General features: G+C 59.7%; 18 protein-coding genes. 8 read left to right on the top strand and 10 right to left on the bottom strand.

The genetic code is table 11. From position 1 onward, the window contains the following. The first annotated feature begins 99 nt into the window (after positions 1 to 99). The 6 genes from K3136_RS08135 to K3136_RS08110 all read left to right on the top strand — a co-directional run bounded on the left by K3136_RS08135 (position 100) and on the right by K3136_RS08110 (position 7095). Positions 100 to 291 carry a helix-turn-helix transcriptional regulator gene (locus K3136_RS08135; protein WP_082385234.1) on the top strand — a complete coding sequence of 64 codons (192 nt, stop codon included), beginning with the start codon at positions 100 to 102 and terminating at the stop codon, positions 289 to 291. A gap of 42 nt (positions 292 to 333) precedes the next feature. Continuing rightward, positions 334 to 849 carry a hypothetical protein gene (locus K3136_RS08130; protein WP_054525430.1) on the top strand — a complete coding sequence of 172 codons (516 nt, stop codon included), beginning with the start codon at positions 334 to 336 and terminating at the stop codon, positions 847 to 849. 204 nt (positions 850 to 1053) lie between these two features. Beyond that, positions 1054 to 1425 (top strand): hypothetical protein, encoded by a 372-nt coding sequence (locus K3136_RS08125; protein ID WP_054525429.1) that lies wholly within the window; start codon positions 1054 to 1056, stop codon positions 1423 to 1425. Beyond that, entirely contained in the window at positions 1422 to 3242 is a 1821-nt protein-coding gene (locus tag K3136_RS08120; protein ID WP_231679516.1) for a type IV secretion system DNA-binding domain-containing protein, read from the top strand. The genes K3136_RS08125 and K3136_RS08120 overlap by 4 nt, the downstream gene beginning before the upstream one ends. Beyond that, positions 3242 to 5989, top strand: coding sequence for a MobF family relaxase (gene mobF / locus K3136_RS08115; RefSeq protein WP_221429837.1), 2748 nt, complete (start codon positions 3242 to 3244; stop codon positions 5987 to 5989). Before K3136_RS08120 ends, mobF begins: the two co-directional genes overlap by 1 nt. Positions 5990 to 6210: 221 nt before the next feature. Then, positions 6211 to 7095, top strand: a complete 885-nt coding sequence (locus K3136_RS08110) for an ArdC family protein (RefSeq protein WP_054525427.1) — start codon at positions 6211 to 6213, stop codon at positions 7093 to 7095. Positions 7096 to 7101: 6 nt separating this feature from the next. Here the strand turns inward: K3136_RS08110 and K3136_RS08105 are convergent, their stop codons facing one another. The 7 genes from K3136_RS08105 to K3136_RS08075 all read right to left on the bottom strand — a co-directional run bounded on the left by K3136_RS08105 (position 7102) and on the right by K3136_RS08075 (position 16525). Then, positions 7102 to 7737: a M48 family metallopeptidase gene (locus K3136_RS08105; RefSeq protein ID WP_172807106.1), complete on the bottom strand. Its 636-nt coding sequence runs from the start codon at positions 7735 to 7737 to the stop codon at positions 7102 to 7104. Between the two features lie 71 nt (positions 7738 to 7808). Continuing rightward, the gene (locus K3136_RS08100) at positions 7809 to 11042 is read right to left on the bottom strand and encodes a type I restriction endonuclease subunit R (protein WP_221429836.1); all 3234 of its coding nucleotides are present in this window, start codon (positions 11040 to 11042) and stop codon (positions 7809 to 7811) included. Further along, a complete protein-coding gene (locus tag K3136_RS08095; RefSeq protein ID WP_221429835.1) occupies positions 11039 to 12682 on the bottom strand; it encodes a hypothetical protein in 1644 nt (547 codons plus the stop codon). The genes K3136_RS08100 and K3136_RS08095 overlap by 4 nt, the downstream gene beginning before the upstream one ends. Beyond that, positions 12679 to 13989 carry a restriction endonuclease subunit S gene (locus tag K3136_RS08090; protein ID WP_221429834.1) on the bottom strand — a complete coding sequence of 437 codons (1311 nt, stop codon included), beginning with the start codon at positions 13987 to 13989 and terminating at the stop codon, positions 12679 to 12681. Before K3136_RS08090 ends, K3136_RS08095 begins: the two co-directional genes overlap by 4 nt. After that, positions 13982 to 15499: a type I restriction-modification system subunit M gene (locus K3136_RS08085; RefSeq protein WP_221429833.1), complete on the bottom strand. Its 1518-nt coding sequence runs from the start codon at positions 15497 to 15499 to the stop codon at positions 13982 to 13984. The genes K3136_RS08090 and K3136_RS08085 overlap by 8 nt, the downstream gene beginning before the upstream one ends. Positions 15500 to 15559: 60 nt before the next feature. Further along, positions 15560 to 15814 carry a DUF2188 domain-containing protein gene (locus K3136_RS08080; RefSeq protein WP_054525422.1) on the bottom strand — a complete coding sequence of 85 codons (255 nt, stop codon included), beginning with the start codon at positions 15812 to 15814 and terminating at the stop codon, positions 15560 to 15562. Next, positions 15815 to 16525 (bottom strand): restriction endonuclease subunit S domain-containing protein, encoded by a 711-nt coding sequence (locus tag K3136_RS08075; RefSeq protein WP_221429832.1) that lies wholly within the window; start codon positions 16523 to 16525, stop codon positions 15815 to 15817. It abuts the gene before it with no gap. 468 nt (positions 16526 to 16993) lie between these two features. Here K3136_RS08075 and K3136_RS08070 point away from each other — a divergent pair, with 468 nt between their 5' ends. Beyond that, positions 16994 to 17905: a DUF5655 domain-containing protein gene (locus K3136_RS08070; protein WP_054525420.1), complete on the top strand. Its 912-nt coding sequence runs from the start codon at positions 16994 to 16996 to the stop codon at positions 17903 to 17905. Between the two features lie 202 nt (positions 17906 to 18107). Further along, positions 18108 to 18332 carry a hypothetical protein gene (locus K3136_RS08065; protein WP_054525419.1) on the top strand — a complete coding sequence of 75 codons (225 nt, stop codon included), beginning with the start codon at positions 18108 to 18110 and terminating at the stop codon, positions 18330 to 18332. A gap of 28 nt (positions 18333 to 18360) precedes the next feature. Here K3136_RS08065 and K3136_RS08060 read toward each other — a convergent pair whose 3' ends face one another. The 3 genes from K3136_RS08060 to rtcR all read right to left on the bottom strand — a co-directional run bounded on the left by K3136_RS08060 (position 18361) and on the right by rtcR (position 22824). Continuing rightward, the gene (locus tag K3136_RS08060; RefSeq protein WP_247711311.1) at positions 18361 to 19206 is read right to left on the bottom strand and encodes an Abi family protein; all 846 of its coding nucleotides are present in this window, start codon (positions 19204 to 19206) and stop codon (positions 18361 to 18363) included. A gap of 337 nt (positions 19207 to 19543) precedes the next feature. Further along, complete coding sequence (locus K3136_RS08055; protein ID WP_221429831.1) at positions 19544 to 20917, bottom strand: phage integrase; 1374 nt, start codon at positions 20915 to 20917, stop codon at positions 19544 to 19546. Positions 20918 to 21237: 320 nt separating this feature from the next. Beyond that, positions 21238 to 22824, bottom strand: a complete 1587-nt coding sequence (gene rtcR, locus K3136_RS08050; protein ID WP_221429830.1) for an RNA repair transcriptional activator RtcR — start codon at positions 22822 to 22824, stop codon at positions 21238 to 21240. Between the last annotated feature and the right edge of the window lie 140 nt (positions 22825 to 22964).

Here is a 22964-nt window from a genome sequence, read left to right as displayed (position 1 = left end):
ATCTGATTGCACGATCCGCAACGGCAAACTGAAAGCAACCCATCGTCGCGAGGGGACAAGCGGCAACGGTGACAGAACCTTGAAGCAAAGGAATCTGTCATGTCGAATACCGAATTACTCACCTGCCATGAGGTCATGCGCCTCACCGGCATCCGCAGCCGGACTACGATCTGGCGACGCATCCGCCGGGGTGCCTTTCCTCATCCGATAGACATTGGCGGCGGACGTATCCGCTGGCGTTCCACTGACATCGAGGAGTGGATCGAGGCCCTTCCCCTGCGCAGCTATTGACCCCGCCAAGGCGGGCAATGGCCCGCAGAAAGCATCTCCCCTATGTCCATCCTTTCCCTGATCAACGCGGCCCTGCAGAAGCATGGCTTGCTGATCGCTCGCCTTCCGAGCGACGAAGAAGCTCGCGCGGCCCAGCTCGTCGAATTGCTCGTTGAAGACAATGCCGATGGGCGCGCCCGTCGACACACATTGCAGCCCTGGCTCTGGTACGAACGCCCGGTCCGTGAGCGGTTTGAGGGACAAGATTGTTGCCTCACTGTCGAGGGGCCGGTCTACAGGAGCCGGGACGGAACCGGATATCCGCTCGGCAGCCAGCTTCGTACCGAATTCGGGTGGCTTGACCTCACGCCAGAAGAGACCAATCAGCTTGCAGATGACGTTCGCTCAGCGATCGACCTCGCATTGCTTCGCTGGTTCACGCGTCCCGAAATGGCGGACCGCCAGGCGCCTTCGCGCCAATCCCGCGAGCGCTATTTCGACGATGATGTCGCCCGCAATCTGATCCTGTCTGCGACGCCTCCAACGGCAAGCATGGAGCAAGACGTCCATGCCAATTGACCGGCGAAAGACTGGAGAAGGAAAGGGCCACGATACTGCGTATCGGACCCGTATTTTTCATACACACCCCACGCACCTGTGCATCGAGGATTTCTGCGGGTTTGAGGCGATGCGGATAGCATCGCGTTCAGGTCCGTTGTCCAGAATCCGCGCGATTCCGCTATTCCTCGCGATGGCGGATAGCATCGCCGCCGGAGCGGACCGATGAGCACGCGGGCGCAGACGGTGCGCCTCAGTCCGTCGCAGTATCGGGTGCTGGCTGACTTCGCTAGGCGCAGAGGCCTTAGCGATTACGCCATGCTGGCGCGGATCGTAGAAGCAGGCTTTCTCGCCATGCTCCACGGCACCGACAAGGAGACCGATCTCGCCGAACTGGCGCGCGAGATCGGGTCAATATCGGAGCGCCTGGCTGAGGCCGAACGGGTGCTCGACCGTACTCTGTTCACCGCATGTGCAGCCTACGCTTACGCCCGCCATGCCGCGCTGGGAACGAAGAAATCCGACGAGACAATTGCAGCGGAAGCGCGCGCCGCATTCGAGCGCCAGCGCTCGCTCGCCCTGGAGATTGAGCCGTGAATTCGAACATCGACTTTGTCACCCGCGCCCATGCCTTGTGGCGTGTGCGCATGGCGCAATGGCAGCAGCGTTTTCGCTTCTTCTCAACGATCACTCTTGGCGCAGCAGGGGCCGGAGCATTCATCGCACCGCAGTTCTTACTGCATGGCCTCGCGATAACGACCGCATTGCAGTTTGCATGGGCCAATGCGCTAACCTTGCTGGGCTCGCTGACAGGCAGCGACATTAAGATGAACATTGCGATGGAAGGCCAGCGCTGGACCGTTTCCGCAGCATGGTTTGCCTCCGAACCGCTCTTCACCGATACCTTCTGGCAGGTCATCAAAGTGATCGCTGGCGGCGCGACCACCGGCTTTGCCATAGGCCTGTTCACGGTCTGGGTGCTCCAGCGAACCATGTCCGAACAGGGCAAGGATACGCTCGCCGACCGGGTCATCGGCGGCACCCGCGTAGCGGATGAAGAAGACGTTGCGGCCCAGACGACATTACTCTGTGGAAGCGACGCATTGCGCATCGGTCCGGTCCCAATTCCGAGCCGGATCGAGACCCGTCACTTCGCCTTTCTCGGCACCACCGGCAGCGGGAAAACCACTGCCTTGCGCCAGATGCTCGACGGTATCGAAAGGCGCGGCGAAGCGGCGCTGGTCTATGACACGAGCGGAGAGTTCATCGCGCACTATTACAACCCCGCGCGCGGGGACATCATCCTCAATCCCTTCGATGCGCGCTGTGCCTTCTGGACGCCCTTCGACGAGATATCGCACCCCGCCGACGCCGACCGGATAGCGCGCCAGCTGGTCTCGGAAACCAGTAGCCAGGATGACGATGTCTGGCTCGAAACAAGCCGTATTCTCGTCGCCAACATGATCCGCTCGCTTTGGGCCGAAGATAATCGCAGCCTCGAAGCGTTGCTTGAAGCCCTGCAGGTCAAGGACAAGGAGCAGTTGAAGGAATGGCTGGGTCACACGTCGTCGGCCCGCACCTTTGCTAATGATGCCGACCGCGCAACCGGCAGCGTGCTGTTCATGCTCGCCAAGGCAGCGAACCTGATCCAGTTCCTGAAGGTCGAAGATGAGGGAGAAGAGCGCTTCGCCTTCCGTGACTTCATCGCCAAGCTGGATGAGTGCGAGGGTGCAAAGCCGTGGATCTTCGTGCCCCGCAAGGAAGACTATTTCGAAGCGTCCAAGCCACTCATGGCATGCTGGCTGGAATGTGCGGCAAGTGCTGTGCTGGGTCTGTCGCCATCGCCAGACCGCCGCATCTGGTTCGTGCTCGACGAGTTGGCAGACCTGCCCCGCGTCGAGAACCTTGCCCGGCTGCTTCCGGAGGGGCGCAAGTTTGGTGCGGCCATCGTGCTCACCTTTCAGGCGCTCGGGCAGATGCGCAATCGCTATGGCGCGAACATTGCCGAGGCCATGCTGGCATGCTGCAATACCAAGCTGTTTCTGCAAACCGTCGATCAGGAAACCCGTAAGTGGGCGAGCGAGACCATCGGCCAGTGCGAGGTGGAATTGCGCGTTGCCACCGACACATTGTCGATTGGCAGCGAAGTGCCGCGCACGACCATCGCCACCCAGCGCCAGTTCCGCCCCGCCGTGCTCGAAAGCGAACTGCGGCTCTCTCCGCATCAGGGCTATCTACTGCTTCCCGATGGCCTGCCGGTCGCGCGTATCGGTCTCACCGCCGATCACATCACCCGGCGCGGCGAGCCTCGTCAGCCCGGTTATGTGCCAGGTGATCCGGCAGGCACGCTGTGGAGCCGGGTTAGCGAGATCGCCAAAGGTGCCGAGCCTGATGCGAAGCCGGGACCGGTATAGTGGTCGCCTCGGTCTCGGCCCTGTCGAGTGCCGCTCAGGCTGCGAGTTATTACGAAGCCGACGATTATTATGCCGAAGGGGGCATGGCTCCGTCCGAATGGTTTGGCGAGGCAGCAGAGAAGCTGGGCCTGTCGGGCGAAGTTGATCGCGAGAAGTTTGCCGAATTGCTCGAAGGGCGCGTTTCCGGACAACAACTCGGCACCACCCGCGATGGCAAAGTAGAGCACCGGCCAGGCTGGGATATCACCCTGTCCGCGCCCAAGTCGGTCTCGATCATGGCCGAGGTTGCCGGAGACAAGCGGCTGATCAAGGCGCATGGCGCGGCGGTGAAAGTGGCGCTCGCCCATGTCGAGAAGCACATGGCGGCAACCCGGATCAGACAGGGCGGCGAGGTGCGGCGCGAGGCGACCGGCAATCTCGCCATAGCCACCTTCCGCCATGCCACGAGCAGGGCACAGGACCCGCAGTTGCATACCCATGCCGTCGTGATCAACGCCACGCAGGACAAGGATGGCAACTGGCGCAGCCTTGAGCCGCGCGCCTTCTACCAGCTGCAAAAGGAGATCGGTGCGATCTACCGTCAGGAGCTGGGGCACGGAGTTGCCGCGCTGGGATACAAGATCGACGCGGGCAAAGACTCGCTGTTCGAGATCGTGGGCGTTCCGGAGAAGGCTATCGATGCGCTGAGCCAGCGCACTGCGGCAATCGATGCCCGGCTTGCAGAGCGCGGCACGAGTCGCGCGGAAGCAAGCGCCGCCGAAAAGCAGATCGCCGCGCTCGATACCCGCGAGGCCAAGTCCACTACAGATCATCGCACCTTGCGCACCGACTGGCGGGCGACTGCCGATGCCAACGGATTCGACAAGGGGGCGCGCGACAGGCTGATTGGTGAAGCGAGAGAGCGAGTTAAAGCCAGCGAAGCTACCGCCAGCCCGGAATTGCTGGCTAGGCAGGCGGTGGCTTGGGCCGCTGCCAAGCTCTCCGAACGCGAGGCGGTATTTTCGGCCAGCACATTGGCGCGCGAGGCCGGGGACTTTGCCTTTGGCAAGGTCGGGCACGGTGCAATCAGCGCAGCTATTGCCGAGGCCGGAGAACGCGGCGAGCTTGCCCCGCGCACTTTCCTTGACCGGCGCGGCGCGGAGTTTGCGGGGTTCACGACGCCGCAGGCGATCGAGACAGAGCGGACGATGCTGCGGCTAGAGCAAGCCGGGCGCGGCATGGCGCGATCACTCGCCAGTCCGGTGGCGGCGGCGCGGACCATCGAACGCGCAGCGCGGCAGTCGGCGCGTTCCGGCTATGCCTGGACCCCGGACCAGAAGCGGGCGACCGCAGACCTGCTCACTTCGCGGGATCGCGTCGCCGCTGTCCAGGGATATGCCGGGACCGCCAAGACCACCACGGTGCTCGCGACCTATGCGCGCGAGGCAAAGCGCCACGGGCTAGCTGTGACCGCGCTTACGCCGACCGCTTCGGCAGCGACTGTGCTTGGCGAAGCACTTGGCCTGCGCGGCGATACCGTGGCGCGGCATTTGCTCGCGCCTGAGGCGAAGACAGCTAGCAAGGACGCGGTCTGGATCGTCGATGAAGCCTCGATGCTGTCGGCCCACGACATGGCAAACCTCATGACCCGCGCCGACAAGGCGAGAGCCCGCCTTGTGCTCGTGGGCGATGTGAAGCAGCTGGGTTCGGTCGGCGCGGGGGCGGCCTTTGCCCAGTTGCAGCAGGCAGGCATGGCGACCGGGAAACTTGCCGAGGTAGTTCGGCAGACCAATGCCGAAACCCGCGAAGCCGTCATGGCTTCGATCGAGGGCCATGCAGGCAAGGCCCTGGCCGCGCTTGAACGCGGCGGCGGCGAGGTAGTCGAAGGCACAACCCCGGACGAGCGCCTTGGAGCGATGGTCCGGCACTATCTGACCTTGTCACCAACAGATCGCGCCCGAACGCTGGTGATCGAACCATCGCGCGAGGGCCGGGACAGGCTCACCGGCATGATCCGCGCGAATCTGACCGAGCGCGGCGAGCTTTCAGCGGAAGCCGTGCGGTTCCACGCTCTTGAAGCGAAAGGACTGACCCGTGCCGAAGCGCGCGAGGCAGCAAGCTATGCCATCGGCGATGTCGTCCGCTTTAGTCGTGACTATGCCGCCAAGGGCGTGCGCCGGGGCGAAAGCTACGCGATAGCCGCCGTCGATCCTGAGCGCGGGCGCATTGCCCTTGAAGGCCGCGATGGACGGTCGCTGGACTGGCATCCCCGGCAGTGGGGCGCGAGCAAAGCCGAGGTGTTCGAGCCGAAACTGATGGAACTGCGCACCGGCGACCGCGTGCAGTTCACCCGCAACGACCGCGAGACGGGACGGTTCAATGGCCTTGGCGGGTCCGTCACAAGCATCGATTCCGACCGTGACCGGGCAACGGTGAAGCTCGCCAATGGCCGAGAGCAGAAGCTCGATCTCTCCAATCCACGCGATGCCCACTTGCGGCATGCTTACGTCCAGACCGCACACGCCGCACAGGGACAGACCGCCGAGCACGTCCTGATTCACGCCGACAGCCGCTCTACCAATCTGGTCGATCAGAAAATGCTCTATGTCGCGCTGTCACGCGCCAGGGCAGAGGCTGTGGTTGTCACCGACGATAAGAACCGGCTTGTCCGCGCGATTTACGAACGCGCGGGTGAGAAGCAGACGGCCATGATCGCAAATACTCCCGAAGCCGGAAAGTCAAAGGCAATGGGTGCTGGGTTGGGCTGATCAAAAGCCCTGGCGGCGGCAGGCCATGGCGTCCTTCGCCCTGCCGTTGGAATGAACTGCTCCTCTTCGACAGGCCGTACCGGGCGGGATCAACAGCCTGCCCGCTCCATTCGGGCTGAAGCCCTCCCGTGTTGGCTGTTCCGCGTAACCGCTGACCCGCCCGGCCATTCCGGCCCGTCCCTTCATCCGCGTTCCCAACGAATGGACGAAGGATTTTCACCATGGCCAGCGCCACAACCGCCAGCATCTACGATACAATCACCAACCAGATCATCGCCGCCCTTGAACGCGGCACGGACAAGTTCTCGCTTCCCTGGCATCGCAGCACCGCACCGCTTTCGCGCCCCGTGAATGCAGCAACGGGGAAAGCCTATCGCGGCGTCAACGTACTTGCACTTTGGGCCAGCGCCGAAGCGCAGGACTTCGGGCATGGTCTTTGGGCGACCTATCGCCAGTGGCAGTCACTTGGTGCTCAGGTCCGCAAGGGCGAGAAGGCTTCGCCCATCGTTTTCTACAAGGTCTTCGACAGTCGTGATGACGATCAGGCCGAAGAAAGAGACAGCTCGACCCGCATCTTTGCGCAGGCTTCGCATGTGTTCAACGCCAGCCAGGTGGAAGGTTACGCCCTGCCCGAAGTGCCGGACGGAGAAGAATTTGACCCTATCCCACAGGCGGACGCTTTCGTTTCTGCCACCGGTGCCGCCGTACGCATCAACGGCGACAGCGCCCACTACACTCCCGCGACCGACACCATCACAATGCCGGAACGCGAGCGCTTCTTCGCAACGGCCAGCGGCAGCGCGGCGCAGAACTGGTACGCCACCTTGTTGCACGAGCTGATCCATTGGTCTGGCGCCGACCACCGTCTTGGCCGCACATTCGGCAAGCGGTTCGGTGACGATGCCTATGCCATGGAAGAACTGGTGGCCGAGCTTGGTTCAGCCTTCCTTTGCGGCGACCTTGGTCTTTCCGCCAGCCCGCGCCCGGATCACGCCAGCTACCTCGCCAGTTGGCTGAAGGTGCTCAAGGCCGACAACCGGGCGATCTTCACTGCCGCGAGTGCTGCGGCGAAGGCAGCCGAGTGGTTAGAAAGTTGCCTGGAGTGATGGCAATCAAAGTAAGATCTTCTCGAGCCTTGCTTTTCGTTTTTGATGATCCGGCATCATGCGATCAAGAAGGTTCCAAAATTCCGCACCGTGGTTGCGGTGCTCAAGATGGCAAAGCTCATGAACTAGAACATAGTCGATGCATTGCCGAGGAGCACGGACGATATGACGGCTAACGACGAGGTTTCCACGTGACGTCAAGCTTCCCCAGCGATGAGTTAAATCTCGAACGATCAAGCGGGGGAGTGGATGATCCAAAACGGCAAATGGCTCGAACACCTTGTCGAGGCGTTTGCCGATTATCTCTCTGGCCTGTGTGAGATACCAACCGTCTAGCAGCGCTTTGCGTTCTGCTATGCGGTTCGGTCGATGCATTGTTAGGACTATGCGGTCGCCCAAAGTTTTGACTGACTGCGCTAATCCAATTTCAGCAGATAGCCGATACTGCCGACCAAGAAAGAGGTGTGTCTCACCCAATTCATATGTGCGTGCGGGCGTTCGGGGCCGCCAGCGTTCAGCGTTCATCTGATGGTAGCTTATCCAACCGCCGCGCTTCGCAACGCGTTCGATCACTTCCTCAATATCGGCAACATTCGGGACCCGGACAATGACATCGCCGTGAGGGTTCACGGTGATTGACATCGTCTTGCGTTCGGACCGAACCACCGAAAACGGAATTGACCGTCCGCCCCACGCTGCAACGCCTCTCTCTGTCATTTGGGCAAGCGTTCACGAGCGATAGTCAGAATTTGATCGACCAATCCGTCGATCCTTTCAGGATTGAGCGAAAGCCCAAATTGCTCTGGCGCGGTATCAAAGAAGAAGTCGTCGGCAGCAGCGCGCATTCGGTTCTGTTGATCACGATCATCTTGCCAGCCTACTCGGCGATGCTTCTCGACAATTTCCAGCAGTTTGAGCGCGATGTCAGGGGCATATTCCTCAGCCTCCTGCGACAGTTCGCCGAGCTCTTTTGCGATTACGCCCCAGAACGCGACGGCATGACCATTGCCGCGCAGCGCCTCTGGAACTTCCTTCGATTCCGCACGGGCATGCGCCTGATCTTTTAGCCCACGTGCCTTCTTCAGATATTCCTGTTCGCTGATCCGCTTTTGCCGGAAGCTGTCGATCGTGTCCTGCACCAGTTTGGAGAATGCTTCGTAGAAGGCGGGATCTTCATCCCAGTTTTCAGTGATGGTCCGGCTGATCTGACTGGTTATTTCATCAGCGACGGACGCAGCGCTCCGTCCGCCTGCCATTTGCTCCTCAATGGCTCCTTCATCAAAAATGTTGAACGGATCGACAACGGTATCGACACGGTGCGCAGTGATATGTTCGGCGAGCAGTTTACGGACGCGACCTTCGTATTGTGCCCAATCGATAGTGTCGGCGTAACGGCGGCGGACATCCTGGCGCAGCAGTTCGAAGCGACTGAGGTCAGCCTTCCAACGGTCCAATCGTTCGCGCGGAGCAGATTCGACAAATTGGCGTGATGACAAGGCGACGTTCAGCGTTGAGGCGAACGCCGAAAGTTTGCGATGAAAAAGATCGCGCATCGCCTCATCTGCCAAAGCTTGCGCATAGGCTTCCTGATCGTAGCGGTTAGCCACGCCAGCGAAGAGATCGAGCAAATCCGAATGCAGTCCGGGCAGCTTCTCGGCTTCGGTGCGAATTGCGAAAAGTGCGCTGTTGATATCGGCATCGTCGAAGCCGGTCAGAGCATCGTAGCTTTCTAGTGCCTCGTTAAGCTCGCCCAGAACGCCGCAATAGTCGACGATGTAGCCGAAGGGCTTTGGCGGCGCGTCGTCGGCGTCGAACACGCGATTGACGCGCGCAATAGCCTGAAGGAGATCGTGTTCCTTGATCGCTCGTGTCAGGTACAGCACCGTATTGCGCGGTACGTCGAAGCCGGTCAGCAATTTGCTGACTACGATCAGCAGTTCGGGACTTTCGGGTGAATCGAACTCCGCCACGATCGCTTCGTTGTATTCGTCCTCGGTCTTGTAACGGGCCATCATCTCGGCCCAGAACCGCTTCACCTCTTTCTTCGGTGCGACACCAACCTGATCGTGGCCTTCGCGTTTGTCGGGCGCAGAGATAATCACCTCAGCTGTGACCTGATCGACTTGGCCCTCGTTGAGCGCGTCGAATAAGGTCCTGAGCATCACCGCAGATTGCTTGTCCGGTGCGACAACCTGCCCCTTCATCCCGGTTCCCTTGAAACCTTGCAAATAATGCTGTCGGATATCCCAGGCTATCGCCTTCAGTCGCGCTTCAACTGTCTGGATCACCCCCGGCGCGCTCATTCGCCGTTTGAGTTCAGCTTTCTGTTCCGGCGTCAGGCCGTCACTCGAACGTTCGAACCAGGCATCGAGCGCCGCGGCGTTGAGGGTTTCCGCTACAATGCGACCCTCATAGAGGAGCGGCACAACAGCCTTGTCCTTCACCGCACGCGAGATTGGGTAGGAATCGATAAGCTCGCCGAATTTCAGAAAGGTGTTTCGCGCCTTATCCTTGAACAGCGGCGTGCCGGTGAAGCCGATATAACAGGCATTTGGCAGCACCCGGCGCATGTCTTCGTGCATCGAATCGTCATTGCCGTATTGGCTGCGATGGCTCTCATCGACGAGAACAAAGATGTCCGAACTGTCGGACGCGAGCGCCCGTTTCCGCACGCCTGAGCGGAACTTGTTGACCAACGTCGTCACGAGTGGCGCTCCGTCCTCGATCAACTTCATCAGATGCTCGCCGGTGCGCGCCTGAGCGGGTTCGAAGCCTGTGGCAGCGAAGGTCTTCTTGATTTGACGGTCGAGATCACGCCGGTCGGTAACGATCACAATTCGAGGGCTCGCGTCCTTCAAGTGGAACGCCAGCGCACGCGCCAGCATGACCATCGTGAGTGATTTACCCGAACCCTGCGTGTGCCAGATCACCCCGCCTTTGCGGCGTCCGTCTTCGTCGCGCTGTTCGATGCGCTCAAGAATTCGATAGACGGCTGAGACCTGTTGGTATCGTGCGACCTTCTTCGTGCCCTTGTCAAAGAGGGTGAAGCGCCGGGCCAGATCGAGCAGGCGGTTAGGGCGGCACAAGCCGACAATCGTCTTGTCAAGTTCCGTCACCCAGCGATGCCCCGCTTCGCGCAGCGCATTGTGGCGGCGGGCGTGAGAGGCGAAATCGGAAAGAATTGCGGCCATGACGTCTTCGGGCGGCTCAGCGTTGACCAACGCGGCAATATCCGCTTCGCTCATCCCACCGTGCGCGGGCTCGTGCCAGGCCGACCAGAATTTGGCTGGAGTGCCGACAGTGCCATAGCGCGGCTCGGCAGGGTTGCCGGCGATCAGCAATTGAACGGGCACGAAGAGTTGGGGAGCGCCTTCAGCCTGGCCCTGATTCCGGATGGATTGGCTAATTCCCTGGGATGTCTTTTCTCCCGAGCGCTTGAGCTCGATAACCGTCCACGGGATGCCGTTGACGAACAGCACGATGTCACATCGAATTGCATCGTTGCGCCCATCGACCGTGTACTCGGCGGTCATGTCGAAACTGTTGCGTTTCCATTCGTTTTCGCCCCAGGCGACGAAGCGCAACTGCCGCTCGCGGGTCAGTCCATTGATCGTCTGGGGAACGGCGGTTCCGAGCTGAAGATAGTCGGTAGCCAGTTCATTGGTCCGGAGCAGTCCGTCGAACCGCAGATCGCGCAGGCGGGAAAGTCCTTCGTCGATAGCTTGCGCCGTGAAGGGGTGATCCACTCCGTCCTGATCGATGCTGTTGATCGACGCCAAAGCTTCCTGAGCGAGCGGGGTTAGTATCACCGAACTGCGGTGTCCCTTTCGCATCGCGTCAATTTCCGCGCGGGTGCGGTAGCGCCAACCCAAGTTGGCCAGCGTCGTCAGCACCTGAAGCTGGACGCCGCCGCTTTCGGACAGGGCAAATTCGGGGGAAACGGTCATGACATGTCGTTGGGCAGATGGGACGGCATCTTGCCGATAATCAGGCGACGACCATCTTCGTCCCAGGCGTAGTACATGCGGAATTGCTCGGAATTCTGGCGCGAGTTCCCATATTTGAAGTGGTCATACAGGACCCATGTGATCGTGCCCTCCCTGACCGAATATTCCGGCTTCTCGCTAGCCTTCTCGCGCCGGGTGAAGCAGCCTTCGTCTTCGACCCCAAGTGCGGCCAGTGCGTTGACGGCGGCCTCCTTCCGGTCGAGCCCGCCCTCAAGTTTAAAGGGAATCCAGTAGTCACGAATCGCCAGGAGCGTGTTGGCAATCCGCTCCAGCATGTCGGGATGCCCGTTCTTTCGGCACTCGCGGATGGCCTTGTTGTGAATGAAGATGTGGGGGCCAAGCACTTCGTCGGCCCAGTCTTCCAGATCGTCGTAGCTGGCGAGCTCCCGCTCTGCGGGCTTCTCCTCGACGACCGCCGCATGCTGGGCCGAAGAGCGGAGGCGATAGTTTTCCGCTTTGAGGCGACCGATCTCGTCCTGCATACGCTGGACGTCTTGCTGCGCGGCCTTCTCGGCAGAAGAGGCAATGCGCTCAAGGCCAGCCGCGACTTCCAGCTGCTCTTTCAGGTCGGCGACCTCGTCCTGCAATGCGGCGACCTGTGCTTCGAGCTTTTCAGTTTCGCTGCCAACCGTTTCCATGGCGACGGTGGCCGAAGCGGCCTTGCGGAGCTGGCCGATGTGCCAGAAGCGCGTTTCGCCTTCGTTGTCTTGGAAGCCGAGTGGAAAAATGCGTTCGGCCAGCTGGTTGATCAGCGCATGATTTGGCCTGGCCTTCGGGATGAGCCACAGAGGATGCTGGAACGGATCCTCATCCTCTTCTTCGATCCCCGGCATGTAGATGCGCACGCCGCCATTGAAGGTGGACATGCGCTTGCCGATCAGACGGGTAAGCTCCCAACTGGTTTCAGGACCAGCAGCATAAAGATGTGCTGCCCCCGACAGTCTGACGCCCAGCTGGTGCAGATTTACCTGCGACCAGCCATCATAGTCGGTGGAAACGACCACGATGGGCAGCCGACGCTTGGGTCGGTAGATCAGCCTCGCCAGAGTATCCGCGTCGTCATGCGTGGTCAGATTTGCAGGCGCATCGGTGATCGCTTCTCCGTCCGCCTCAGCGGAAAGCGTGGAAAGGAGATCGTAGATCAGGCGCGGTCGGCTCGGCCTGATGTCTGGGCTGTTCGCCGGGCGCCGCACCATGAGCTGCGCGCCAAACCTGACCAGACCGCCAACCGGCCTTTCTACAAACATCTCGGTTGACCAAGTTTCGCCAGCACTGGGCATCGAGCCGGGCTCGTCGATGCGCGCAGCCCAGATGCTGCCGCTGTGGTCGTCCACACGCACGGCATGGCAGGGGTGAAAGCCATCCGCCCTGCGCGTATCGAAGCTTGCGAGCGCGCGCGCTTCATCCGGCAGCGCCCCACCGATCTTGCCTGCCAGCCAATCGACGGCAAACTGCGCCGATTTCTCGAAGGCATCCTTGTCCGTCAGCGAGAAGCTGATGCGGCTGACCGGACGAATCTGTGTTGCAGATGCCGCAGGCTGCTCGATCAAAGCACCCGAGGCTTCGGAAAGCTGGCTCATACGGCAACCTCCTCCATGATCCGCCAATAATGTTTGGAATCACCAGAAAGCAGCCTTTGCATCAGGCCACGACGTTGCTCGCGAAGAGCAAAGGCTCTCGCGCTAATCAAATCAATTTCGTCATCGAGCGCCGCGAACATCCTCCCGACCTTTTCGCGTTCGGCAGACGACGGAATAACGATTGGCATCTGGGCCAACTCCCGTCCGGGGAATTCGAGGAACGTGCTTCCAGCGGAAAAGCGGACCAATCGCCGCTTACAAGCCTGCATCAAATAATACAGGTAATAGAGGTCGCCTTCCTGCTTTGGGACAAGGCTTTGAAAGCCCTGATTGGTGCACATTGGCACGGTGTTGATAGCAGATTCTCCGACACTCGCACGGCTGCACAGCACTATGCTCCTGGCAGGCAGAATGCTCGTCGAACAAGCAGATTCCCCAGCTTGCGTGAGGCTTCTTGCTGTTGTCGAAATGTAGCGCGAGGGCAAATTGGTTATGTCAGTTGGAGTGCACCAAGGGATGTGACCTCCCCAATAAGCGGGTTCCTTCGTGTCAGGCGTTGAACCACCAACAACCTTCGCCAACTTGTCACAGCGCACTCGTGACCAGCCTGGGGGGATTGGCAAATTTAGATCAATTGATGGGGCAAAAAACTGACCGATCAGGAAGCGTTTTTTCCTCTGCTTGCCAGTGATCAAATATTGGCTGGCCTCAATTGCGTTGTCAAATTCAGCCAGCACCGCAGCAATTCTCTGCTGTTCGCCCAGCGGAGGGACATCAATCTGCCAGTTCAACCAGTCTTGCAGACGGAAGACCAGCTTCTCCACATGGACGCCTACTCCGGAGTGGAAGCAAATCTGCTGGAAGTAAGCCGAGTGAGAGAGGTAATGCAGAAAGCGTAGGTCGAGCATCGGCTTGGGCCGCAAGACGGTATATTCTCCCGACACGACCGCACCGTCCAATTCGGGGGGGACGATGCCGCACCCGCCGTGCGCGATCTGGCGGTTGGACAGAATGAAATCGCCCGAACGCACTTCGAACTGCTGCTTCACCCTGATTTCATCGCCCCGGAGTGTGCCGCGCGATACAATCCCGCCCCGGCTGCGCTTGGCGGTGACGAGCTGGTAGGACTTGCTGTCCACCAGCTTCACGGGACGCTCGATCACGTCGAGCATGTCCTTCATGCGTATGCGCGACCAACCGGCAGGCAATTTGCCCAGCTTCGGAATACCCGCGTTGATACTGGGGGGATATGCACTGCCCCAGACCACGGCCCCCTCGCCGTTTTCAGCTTCACCTTGTTCAGCCATCGATGCCGAGCTCCGCGAGGTGCAGCTTGATCCGCTTGCGCGTCTCAACAAGTTCCGTCTCCAGACGGTCGATGTCCTTCTGCAATGCAGCTACGTCGATCTCGGGCTCGGGCTCGTAGGTGTCCACGTAGCGCGGAATGTTGAGATTGAAGCCGTTGGCTTCCATCTCGGCAAAAGTGACGATGCTTGAGTACTTGTCTTCGGTGCGGCGCTCCATCACGGTCGAGACGATGTGTTCGACCTGTTCGTCGCCCAGCGCATTCTGGCGCTTGCCCGGCACGAATTCGCGCGAGGCATCGACGAAGACCACGTCCTTGACGTTCGCACGCGCGCCACCCTCTTCGCGCGCCCGGTCGAACACGAGAAGACACACCGGAATGCCGGTCGACGGGAAAAGCTGCGCGGGCAGGCCGACAACCGCGTCAAGCAGGTTGCGGCGCACCAGGTCTTCGCGAATGCGCCCTTCCGCCGCGCCGCGAAACAGAACGCCATGCGGCGCAATGCAGACCACGCGCCCTTCGCCCCGCTTGGCGATTGCCAGCATGTGCAGGATGAAGGCGTAGTCACCACGACTTTTGGGCGGGATTACCGGCTTGAACCGCTTGTAGGGGTCGGTTTCAGCGACATCCGCGCCCCACTTGTCCAGGCTGAACGGCGGATTGGCGACGACCCGGTCAAACTGCATCAACCGGTCGTCTTCAATCAGGGCGGGCGACGTGAGGGTGTTGCACCATTCGATCAGCGCATTGTCCTCGCCATGGAGGAACATGTTCATGCGCGCCAAAGCGTGGGTGGAGCCGTTCACTTCCTGCCCGAACAACCGGTGGTCATCGGACTTTGCCGCCTCACCCGCACGAATGAGCAGCGCGCCGGAGCCGCAGGCCGGATCACAGATCGTCATGCCGGGTTTCGGATCGGCCAACCGGGCGACGATCTCCGAAATCTTGCGCGGGGTGTAGTATTCGCCCGCCTTCTTGCCACCGTCCGCTGCGAAGCGACTGATTAGATAGATATAGGCTTCGCCGATCGCGTCCTCGCTGACCTTGTCTGGCGTCAGGACCAGCGAAGGCTTGGCAAAATCTTCCAGCAGAAGCTTGAGCAGTCGATTGCGCTCCTTGGTCGCGCCGAGCAAGGTCTCCGAGTTGAAGTCGATGGGACGGAACACGTCCTTGAGCTTCGCCTCATTCTCGAGTTCGATCTTCTCCAGAGCCTTGTTGATCAGCTCGCCGAGATTGTCGGCCAGGCGCTTGGCGTGGATGGTCTTGAAATCGGTGCCTTCCGGCAGGACGAAGCGAGCGCGCTTCATCTGTCGTTCGACGCGCGGGTCATCGGGACCGTACCGCTGGGCGAGGTCCTTGCGCTGCCATTCCGCATGGTCCGAAAGGTATTTCCAGAACAGCACGGCTAGGATCAGATCCTTGTACCGCGTCGCGTCCACCGCCCCACGGAACGTGTCGCATGCTGCCCACACCGCGTTGTTGAGATCGTCTTGATCAAGTTTGGTCGTCATATCTTGCCTCAATTCTTATCAAGGGTGAGCCGGGCGACCTTGCGGCCGCCCCGCCTTTCTTCACCCGCGCGGCGGGAACGGATCGTTGCCGTAGCTTTCGCGTTCGGCGATGGTCCCGTCCATGTTGTGGATGAACAGTTCGCCCTTGATCGAGCGGGCGTAGGACCGGCCATAGGCAATGGCCGGGGGCTTCGTCGGCGAACGCGTCAGGACGGTGCTGCTGCCACCTTCCTTGACCTGCCATTCGCCCGGATGGGCGTGCCAGGTGACGTGCACGGTACGAAGCCGGTTGCGGTTCTGAGAGAGAATGTTCATTTAAGGGGTACTTTCTGTGTGAGCGGAAAGAAGGTCTGAGGACGTTTGCGCGTCGTTCAGACCGGTTATGCGCCCGTGCTGGGGATTGCCGTCCTCGGCACGGGCCTTCGCCATCGCACGATGGAGAAGTTCGGAATGGAGGCGTTTGCGGCGCTCCATGATTTCTTGAAGAATCGTCAGCTCCTGCCGCGCTTCGAGCGCAAGTGAACCGATCATGCGCTGCTCAATCATGGGAGGCAGCGGGATTTCCAGGTCGGCAAGGGTGGGGCGATTGAGGCGCACGAAGCCCGTGCCCTGTGCCCCTTGCGCCAGATTCGCCTGAATGTGCGGTTGGTTGATGTAGGCAACGACATAGGCCGGTTCAGCGACATCGCGATCTACGCGGATGACGAACAGTTCGACTGTCGGGTACGCATCGACATGTTGCTCACCCACCATGGCTGCCGAGAGATCGGGTCCGCGACCACGCACCAAGATGTCGTCGATGCGCAGCTGCGAATCGAAGCCCTTGACCGGACTCCCACCTTCGACAGCATCACCGACGATTTGGCCCTCGACGACATTGGCCAGGCGCAGATAGCGAGCCTCATCGCCGTCTGGCGCGGACGTCGCTCCCATGCTGATGTCAGAGATGTCGCACAATCGCTTCATGAAGATGCCCTTATGCCAGGTCGCGACGTTGCGCAAGTTTTTTGGTGTGAACAACTTCAAACTGTGATTTTAGGAGTGGTGATGGCCTGGGGTGGCTGCCCTGGCGGGCGACCTGCTCTATCCGCTGGCGCGGACCGGGCCTGTAGTCCCGGCCCATACGGGTGACGATCAGGAGCAGTTTGAAGCGGAGCGGGAATTTCTGGTGGACGCGCTCTGTCCCGCGCATTCTGCGCTCCTGAGGGCGCGGCATTCCTGAGCTAACCCGCAGGCACTCTTGCCTCTCTCATTGTCGGAGGCCCGCTGGCGCACTGACTGCGCGCGCAGGACCTCCGTCGGCTTCGCGCCGTTGCAAGGGTGCCGTTCTTGCTGGATCGCGAGGCGATCCTTTGGGATCGCCGTTTTGGGCTTCCTTTTCACTGTATTCGGCCAAGAGTATTGATCGAACATATTGCAATTGCGACGCTGTCGATCCCGCGACTACAAGCACTTAATGAGCGCCCAATACAAGCTGACGAGGTGAGAGCCGATATGAGCGACATCAAACTTTACCGAATGACTCAGGGCGGCGTTGCCGAGTTGTCCGGCGGAGCGGTTGCTCTGGAGAAGTCGCTGCAGACTTTGTTCGAAGCCAATCTTGAGAGCCTTCTCGGTGTCCGGTTTCTTGCGAGCGAATTCATAACCAATGAGGGTGGCCGGATGGACAGTCTCGGGATCGACGAGAACAACAGCCCGGTGGTGATCGAATACAAGCGTTCGTCGAACGAGAACGTGATCAATCAGGGCCTGTTCTACCTCGATTGGCTGATGGGACACCGCAAGGACTTCGAATGGCTTGTGCTGGAAAAGCTCGGCAAGGACGCGGCCAAAGCCGTTGATTGGTCAGGGCCGCGCCTGATCTGCATTGCCGGGGATTTCGGGAAGTATGACGAGCACGCGGTCAAACAGATGAACCGCAATATTTCGCTCATCCGCTACCGAAAATTTGAAGGCGACCTTTTGCTGTTGGAGCAACTTACCTCGGCTAGCGCGAAGGGGCCGACTTCAGTCGCTGTGCCCGCTGCGCCAACTGGCACCAAGCCAAACTACAAAACCATCGAGGATCAGATGGCGGAGGCTCCCCAGGCCTTGACCGACCTCTACCACCTGATGTCGGACTTCATGCTGGCACTTGGCGACGACGTCGAAACCAAGACGACCGCCTATTATGTGGCCTTCCGACGCATCAAGAACTTCGCCAGCCTTGAGTTCCGCAATCAGGCCAAGAAGTTGCTGGTCTATGTCAAGGTCGATCCTGACTCTGTCGTGCTTGAGCAGGGCTTCACGCGTGACGTGCGCGGTATCGGTCATTTCGGCACTGGCGATCTTGAGATCACGATCCAGAGTTCCGCCGATTTCGAGAAGGCCAAGCCGCTGCTGGAAAAGTCCTACGAAGTTTCCTGATCACGCCATGCCGCAAGCGATGGATTTCCTTCGCGTCGTTTCGGCTTCGTTTTGAGCACCCTGACTGGCCGCACTCGGTCAGCCTTCAATGCCCTGCCCGCGCCGGTTCGCTTTGCTCACCCGTGTTGGACATGAAACCTGCCCTTGGCCGTGCGGCCTTTCTCTTGGTGCAACGAGCCACCAGACACGAAAGGAAATCATCATGGCACGCAGCAATACCGCACCCTCGCAGGAAACAAATCCGCCGGACTTCCTCGCCTGGCATGTCGCCAACAAGGGCGACAAGGGTTTCTGGACCCGCATCGGAGCCGCGTGGTTCCACCGCGACCGCAAAGGGCTTTCACTTCAGCTGGAAGTGGTCCCGATCAATGGACGGATCGTCCTGCGCACGCCGCTGGACGACGAGAAAAAGGAACCGGGCGCTTAGCGCCCGGCCTTCGGGTGTTCATCATAGGCTACTTCGTGCCACCCCAGAGTTTATGGTCGGCCCAGTCGACCGGGAACCCCATCATTTGCGGATTGCCATAGGGCATCGCGCTGACAAGCGTTTGGAGCCGTTCTCGCCAGGTGTTGCCGAGTTCTGCTCGATCAAGGCAATGCTGGATCATGGCCAAGGTATTGTAAATTTTCTTTGGTGCGCTGCGGTTCAAGGCTGCTGCCAAATTCGGTGGCGATTTCTTCGGCAGTTTGAGTGAAACGTCGAGAGTTCTGTTCCACAACCGCCCGTGATGGGCGCAGATGTTCCGGACAATCGCCAACTGGTGGAGGAAGGTCACGAAGATCACTTCGTCGAGATCAAAGGGATCTGCGACTTTTTGCCGGAGGCTCGGTTCTTTGAGAGCGGCATACCATTGCGACAAGAGCCCGAATGAAAGTAGCTCGGATGACATCCACACTGGCGGCCTTGCAGGCCCTGAGTATTCGCGCTTGTAGTGGCGGATGAAAGTATCTTTCGATCGGCCGACCTCCTTGTCGAGGCGAGCGCAGTTCTGATTGAACTTGTTTTGATCGGCATAGATCGCTTGATCGAGGTAGGAGAAGCCATCTCCCAGCATCGCCATCTCATATGCCCAGGCACCACGAGCCGCCACTTCAACCCGCTCGACTGCGTCGAGAACGAGCAGGCGCAATTTGCGATCGAATTCGTAGAGATCGAGTACGGTCTGGAGGTTGGTACCTGTCCGGAATCTTGGGCCAGCTTGCCCCTTTGGATGCTCGAACGGAAGCCAGTAGGCGCTTAGCCTGTAATAGCTGATGTGCTGCAAACAATGTTCTGCAATGGCATGATCGTCGATGACCATGCCATTGGCTTCAAGCTTGGCTATCTGATCAGCAAGCGAGAGCGCAGGTTTGCTGTAGAGAGGTTTGGGCGGTATCAATCCGGCCTCCCACCACTCGGATTTTGGGCAAAAAATGACCCGCCTGGTGCGCATCGTTGAGAGGCGTGGCGGGTTCTGTTGAGCGCTACATATGCCCGAGAGGTGGAAAAGTCAATCAGAAGTTGACTTTTGGTCCAGTGCACCCGAAAGCGGCTTGCCGCTTTCGGGTGCACTGGATCACACACCGATTCCGGTGCTCCATATTCAATCAAATCGCAATATTCACTGCGCAGCGAATATCGCTCCAGAACCGTCAACATCAGCTCGTCGCCACGATCTTGAGGTGCGGCCTCGGCTTGTCGAGAACCTCGACCGCTTCGCGCCTGTGTTCCGGGGCCAAGTGGGCATAGCGCAATGTCATGCTGTAATCACTGTGGCCGAGAAGCTCGCGGATGGTGTTGAGGTCCACGGCCCCCATGGCCAGGCGAGAGGCGAAGTGGTGGCGCATGTCGTGCCAACGGAATTCCGCAATCTTCGCGTCGTCGAGCAACTTCTTCCACGATGAGTTCACGTTGTCGAAGCGGGTACCGGCCTCGCTCTCGAACACGCGGCTGTTGCCGAGGTCGCATTGCGAACGCCAGGATTTGAGCGTCTCATAAGCCTCGGTATTGAGCGGGATATGCCGCGTCTTGCGCGACTTCGCTGTCTCAGCCGACACGGTGACGATCCGCCTGTCGAAATTCACGTGCGACCATTTGAGGTCGAACAGTTCGCCGCGCCGCATGCCGGTGTTGAGCGAAAGGAGGACCATTGGCATCAGGTGATCGGTGAAAGGAACCGCGCGCAGGCTGGGTAAGAGCTCTCGGCCACGTTCACGCCGCCACTGGTTGGCTGTGTCGCGCTCGTTCCGCATTCTGTCTTCGCGTTTCTTGAGTTGCGCGCGCAGGCGATACTCCTCGGCTTCGTCTAGGTATCGAACCCGGACCTCCTTGTTCTCGCGCGCCTTCTTGACCTTGGCGATCGGGTTCACTGCAATCAGTTCCCATTCGACGGCCCGGTTGAGCGCAGCCTTGATCGCCGTAATGTCACGATTAACGGTGTTGGTTTTGACCCCATCCTTCATGCGCTGGGCGCGCCAGCGTTCGATATCGAGCGGCGAGATCGTCGCCATCGGTGTCTTGAGGAATTTCTTGAAGGCCACCTTTAGCCGCTTGATCGTGGCCTCTGCTGTCTTTTGGTGAACCCGAGCCCAATCGGCGTAGTGTTCATCGATGAACTCGCCAAAGGTCGAGACCTGCTTGCGCTTCTGGCGCTCGATGCGCGGATCGATACCGGCCCAGTAAGGGCCAAGCGCATTCTGCGCAGCCTCCACTGCTGCGTTGTACCCCATGCTCGTCAGACGCCCGAGCCTGACGCGCTTGCCGCGCTCGAATTCGAGATACCATGTCTTCACACCCGAGGGCTGGACCCGCAGCAACAAGCCGCTCAACTTCGCATCGCGCAGCTCATAGGGCGTCGCCTTGGGGAGCGCCTTTTGTGCCAGAGAATTGCTCAACGAAGCAGCCATTGCGATCATTCCTTTGACCACAAAGGTAGCGAATCCGTAAGTGAAATGTAAGTGCAGGAGGGGGGAACGCAGTGCAACAGATGCGAACCGCTCGCAACTTTTGAAAACCGAATTAATACCGTACAAACAATAGATTATTGTTCATTAGTGTTCTGCTGCGTTGCAACAAAATGCGCCATTTTTACAGCTCCGAAGGCAGAGGCCACAGGTTCGAATCCTGTCGGGTGCGCCAGTCAACTGCCTTAGCGCGTTGTTTGCACGCGATTTTCAGAAGCATCGTAGAATGCGTTCCTGCGAGTGACCCGACATAATGTGCCGGCTTGCATGGTCTTTTGGGGCCGCGGTTGGATGTTCCGACACAGCATTACAATTTGAGGGCTTTGGAATTCCGGCTCTTCAATTGCGTCGCTGATCCGGAGAATCGGTCCAGATTGACGCTGCACAGGTCATTGGATGACGGCGCCCCAGTCTAGCCCAAATTTCGCGAGGTACTTGCGCAGGCGATCGGAATCATTGGTCGATGTGCGCTGTTCGCGTGATGCGGCAAACAGGGTGCGCCCTGCGTCGGAAAGGCTTGCTGAACGTCGACACACCTGAACCACATATTCCAGCTGTACCCGGTCGAACGGGTCAATCGCCTTCACCCGCTCCGTTCCCAGTAAGTCAGTCAACCTGCTGCCTTCTGCCTTGTCGCCTGACCAGAGGCGTGCAAGGCGGTCCGTTTCGAAGTCCACCGCTTCTCGGTCGATCCTGCCCGTCGGACAAAGTGTTGCCATGCGGGTGACGCTGGCAGCGAGATCGCGGAAATTGCCTTGCCACCGTGCAGACGGGCTCTCGGCAAAAGCGAGATACCGGTCCCGCGCTTCCTTGTTGAATGTGACTCGTGTCCCCTCGCGTTCGGCGAATCGCTCAAGTTCGTAGTCGAGATTGGGCTCGATATCCTCGCGCCGCTCGGCAAGGCCGGGCAGAGCAAACGTCCATAGGTTGAGCCGCGCGAACAGGTCTTCGCGAAAGTTTCCGGCGGCGACTTCATCCATGAGGTTGCGATTGGTGCCGGCGATCAGCTGGAATTCGCTCTTTGCTTCGTTATCTGCGCCCACCGGGAGGAAACGGCCCTCCTCGATCGCGCGCAGGATCATCGCCTGTTCGTCGAGCCCCAGTTCGCCAATCTCGTCGAGGAACAGCAGACCCTTGTCGGCACTCTTCAGCAGGCCGGGCCGGTCCTGGACGGCGCCAGTGAAGGCACCCTTCTTGTGACCGAACAGCGCTGACATGGCGCTGTCGCCCTTCAGAGTTGCGCAGTTCACCTCCACGAATGGCCCTTCGACCTGGTGGCGCAGTTTCTTGAGCTCGAAGACCTTGCGCGCGAGCTGGCTTTTGCCTGCGCCGGTCGGGCCCATCAGCAGGATCGGCGCACGGCTGCGAACCGCGACCTGTTCTATCTCCTCGATCATGCGGTTGAAGGCCGCGTTGCAGGTTTCGATCCCGCTCTTGAGGAAGCTGGTGCTTTCCGCGCTCGCCTCGGCGAAGCGGCTAGCGATGGAATCGTAACGCGAAAGGTCGAGATCGATCGAGGCCCAGGTGCCGATCGGCTGCAGCGCTCCTTTGTTAGGCTGTGTCTGCAAGAGCTTGCCGGGCAGATAGCGCGCCTCTGTAAGTAAGAAGAGGCAGATCTGCGCCACATGCGTGCCGGTGGTGATGTGTATCAGGTAATCATGGGCGTCTGGATCGAATTCGAACTCACGCGCGAAATCGAGCAGCTTTCCATAAACCTCCTCGAAGTCCCATGCGTTCTCGAAGTCCATGACGTGTGGGACGACTTCGGTCTCGGGCGAAACGTCCCGGATATCCTGCATCACGAATTCGGCGAGGCGCCGGTGATAGCTCCCGTGGATCAGCACGAAGCGATCCACCCGCAAATCTTCCTGCATGCAGATGCTGACGGTGGGCCGCCACTTGTTCCAGCGCGACGGACCAAACTTTGCGGCATCGAGCGTTGAGCCGAGAAAGCCAATGACAGTAGTGGGCTTCATGCCTGCCCTGATAAAATTTTATCATAAGCGATACAAGTGAATAGATATCGGACCACTTCTCGGTCTGATGTTGAGAGGCGGGGCCCTTAAGATTTGTCTATATTTCAGGGTGTTATGAGAAATTCGCGGCGATCGACTCA

The organism is Qipengyuania gelatinilytica, assembly GCF_019711315.1.
GTDB classification, from domain to species: Bacteria; Pseudomonadota; Alphaproteobacteria; order Sphingomonadales; family Sphingomonadaceae; genus Qipengyuania; species Qipengyuania gelatinilytica.
Note: the sequence above shows the minus strand (reverse complement) of the source record. Positions and strands in the feature narration are given on the sequence as shown.

Coding starts and splice junctions, on each gene's coding strand:
- K3136_RS08135 (WP_082385234.1), top strand. CDS start 100: ATGTCGAATACCGAATTACTCACCTGCCATGAGGTCATGCGCCTCACC.
- K3136_RS08130 (WP_054525430.1), top strand. CDS start 334: ATGTCCATCCTTTCCCTGATCAACGCGGCCCTGCAGAAGCATGGCTTG.
- K3136_RS08125 (WP_054525429.1), top strand. CDS start 1,054: ATGAGCACGCGGGCGCAGACGGTGCGCCTCAGTCCGTCGCAGTATCGG.
- K3136_RS08110 (WP_054525427.1), top strand. CDS start 6,211: ATGGCCAGCGCCACAACCGCCAGCATCTACGATACAATCACCAACCAG.
- K3136_RS08105 (WP_172807106.1), bottom strand. CDS start 7,737: ATGTCAATCACCGTGAACCCTCACGGCGATGTCATTGTCCGGGTCCCG.
- K3136_RS08100 (WP_221429836.1), bottom strand. CDS start 11,042: ATGACCGTTTCCCCCGAATTTGCCCTGTCCGAAAGCGGCGGCGTCCAG.
- K3136_RS08095 (WP_221429835.1), bottom strand. CDS start 12,682: ATGAGCCAGCTTTCCGAAGCCTCGGGTGCTTTGATCGAGCAGCCTGCG.
- K3136_RS08090 (WP_221429834.1), bottom strand. CDS start 13,989: ATGGCTGAACAAGGTGAAGCTGAAAACGGCGAGGGGGCCGTGGTCTGG.
- K3136_RS08085 (WP_221429833.1), bottom strand. CDS start 15,499: ATGACGACCAAACTTGATCAAGACGATCTCAACAACGCGGTGTGGGCA.
- K3136_RS08080 (WP_054525422.1), bottom strand. CDS start 15,814: ATGAACATTCTCTCTCAGAACCGCAACCGGCTTCGTACCGTGCACGTC.
- K3136_RS08070 (WP_054525420.1), top strand. CDS start 16,994: ATGAGCGACATCAAACTTTACCGAATGACTCAGGGCGGCGTTGCCGAG.
- K3136_RS08065 (WP_054525419.1), top strand. CDS start 18,108: ATGGCACGCAGCAATACCGCACCCTCGCAGGAAACAAATCCGCCGGAC.
- K3136_RS08060 (WP_247711311.1), bottom strand. CDS start 19,206: ATGGTCATCGACGATCATGCCATTGCAGAACATTGTTTGCAGCACATC.
- rtcR (WP_221429830.1), bottom strand. CDS start 22,824: ATGAAGCCCACTACTGTCATTGGCTTTCTCGGCTCAACGCTCGATGCC.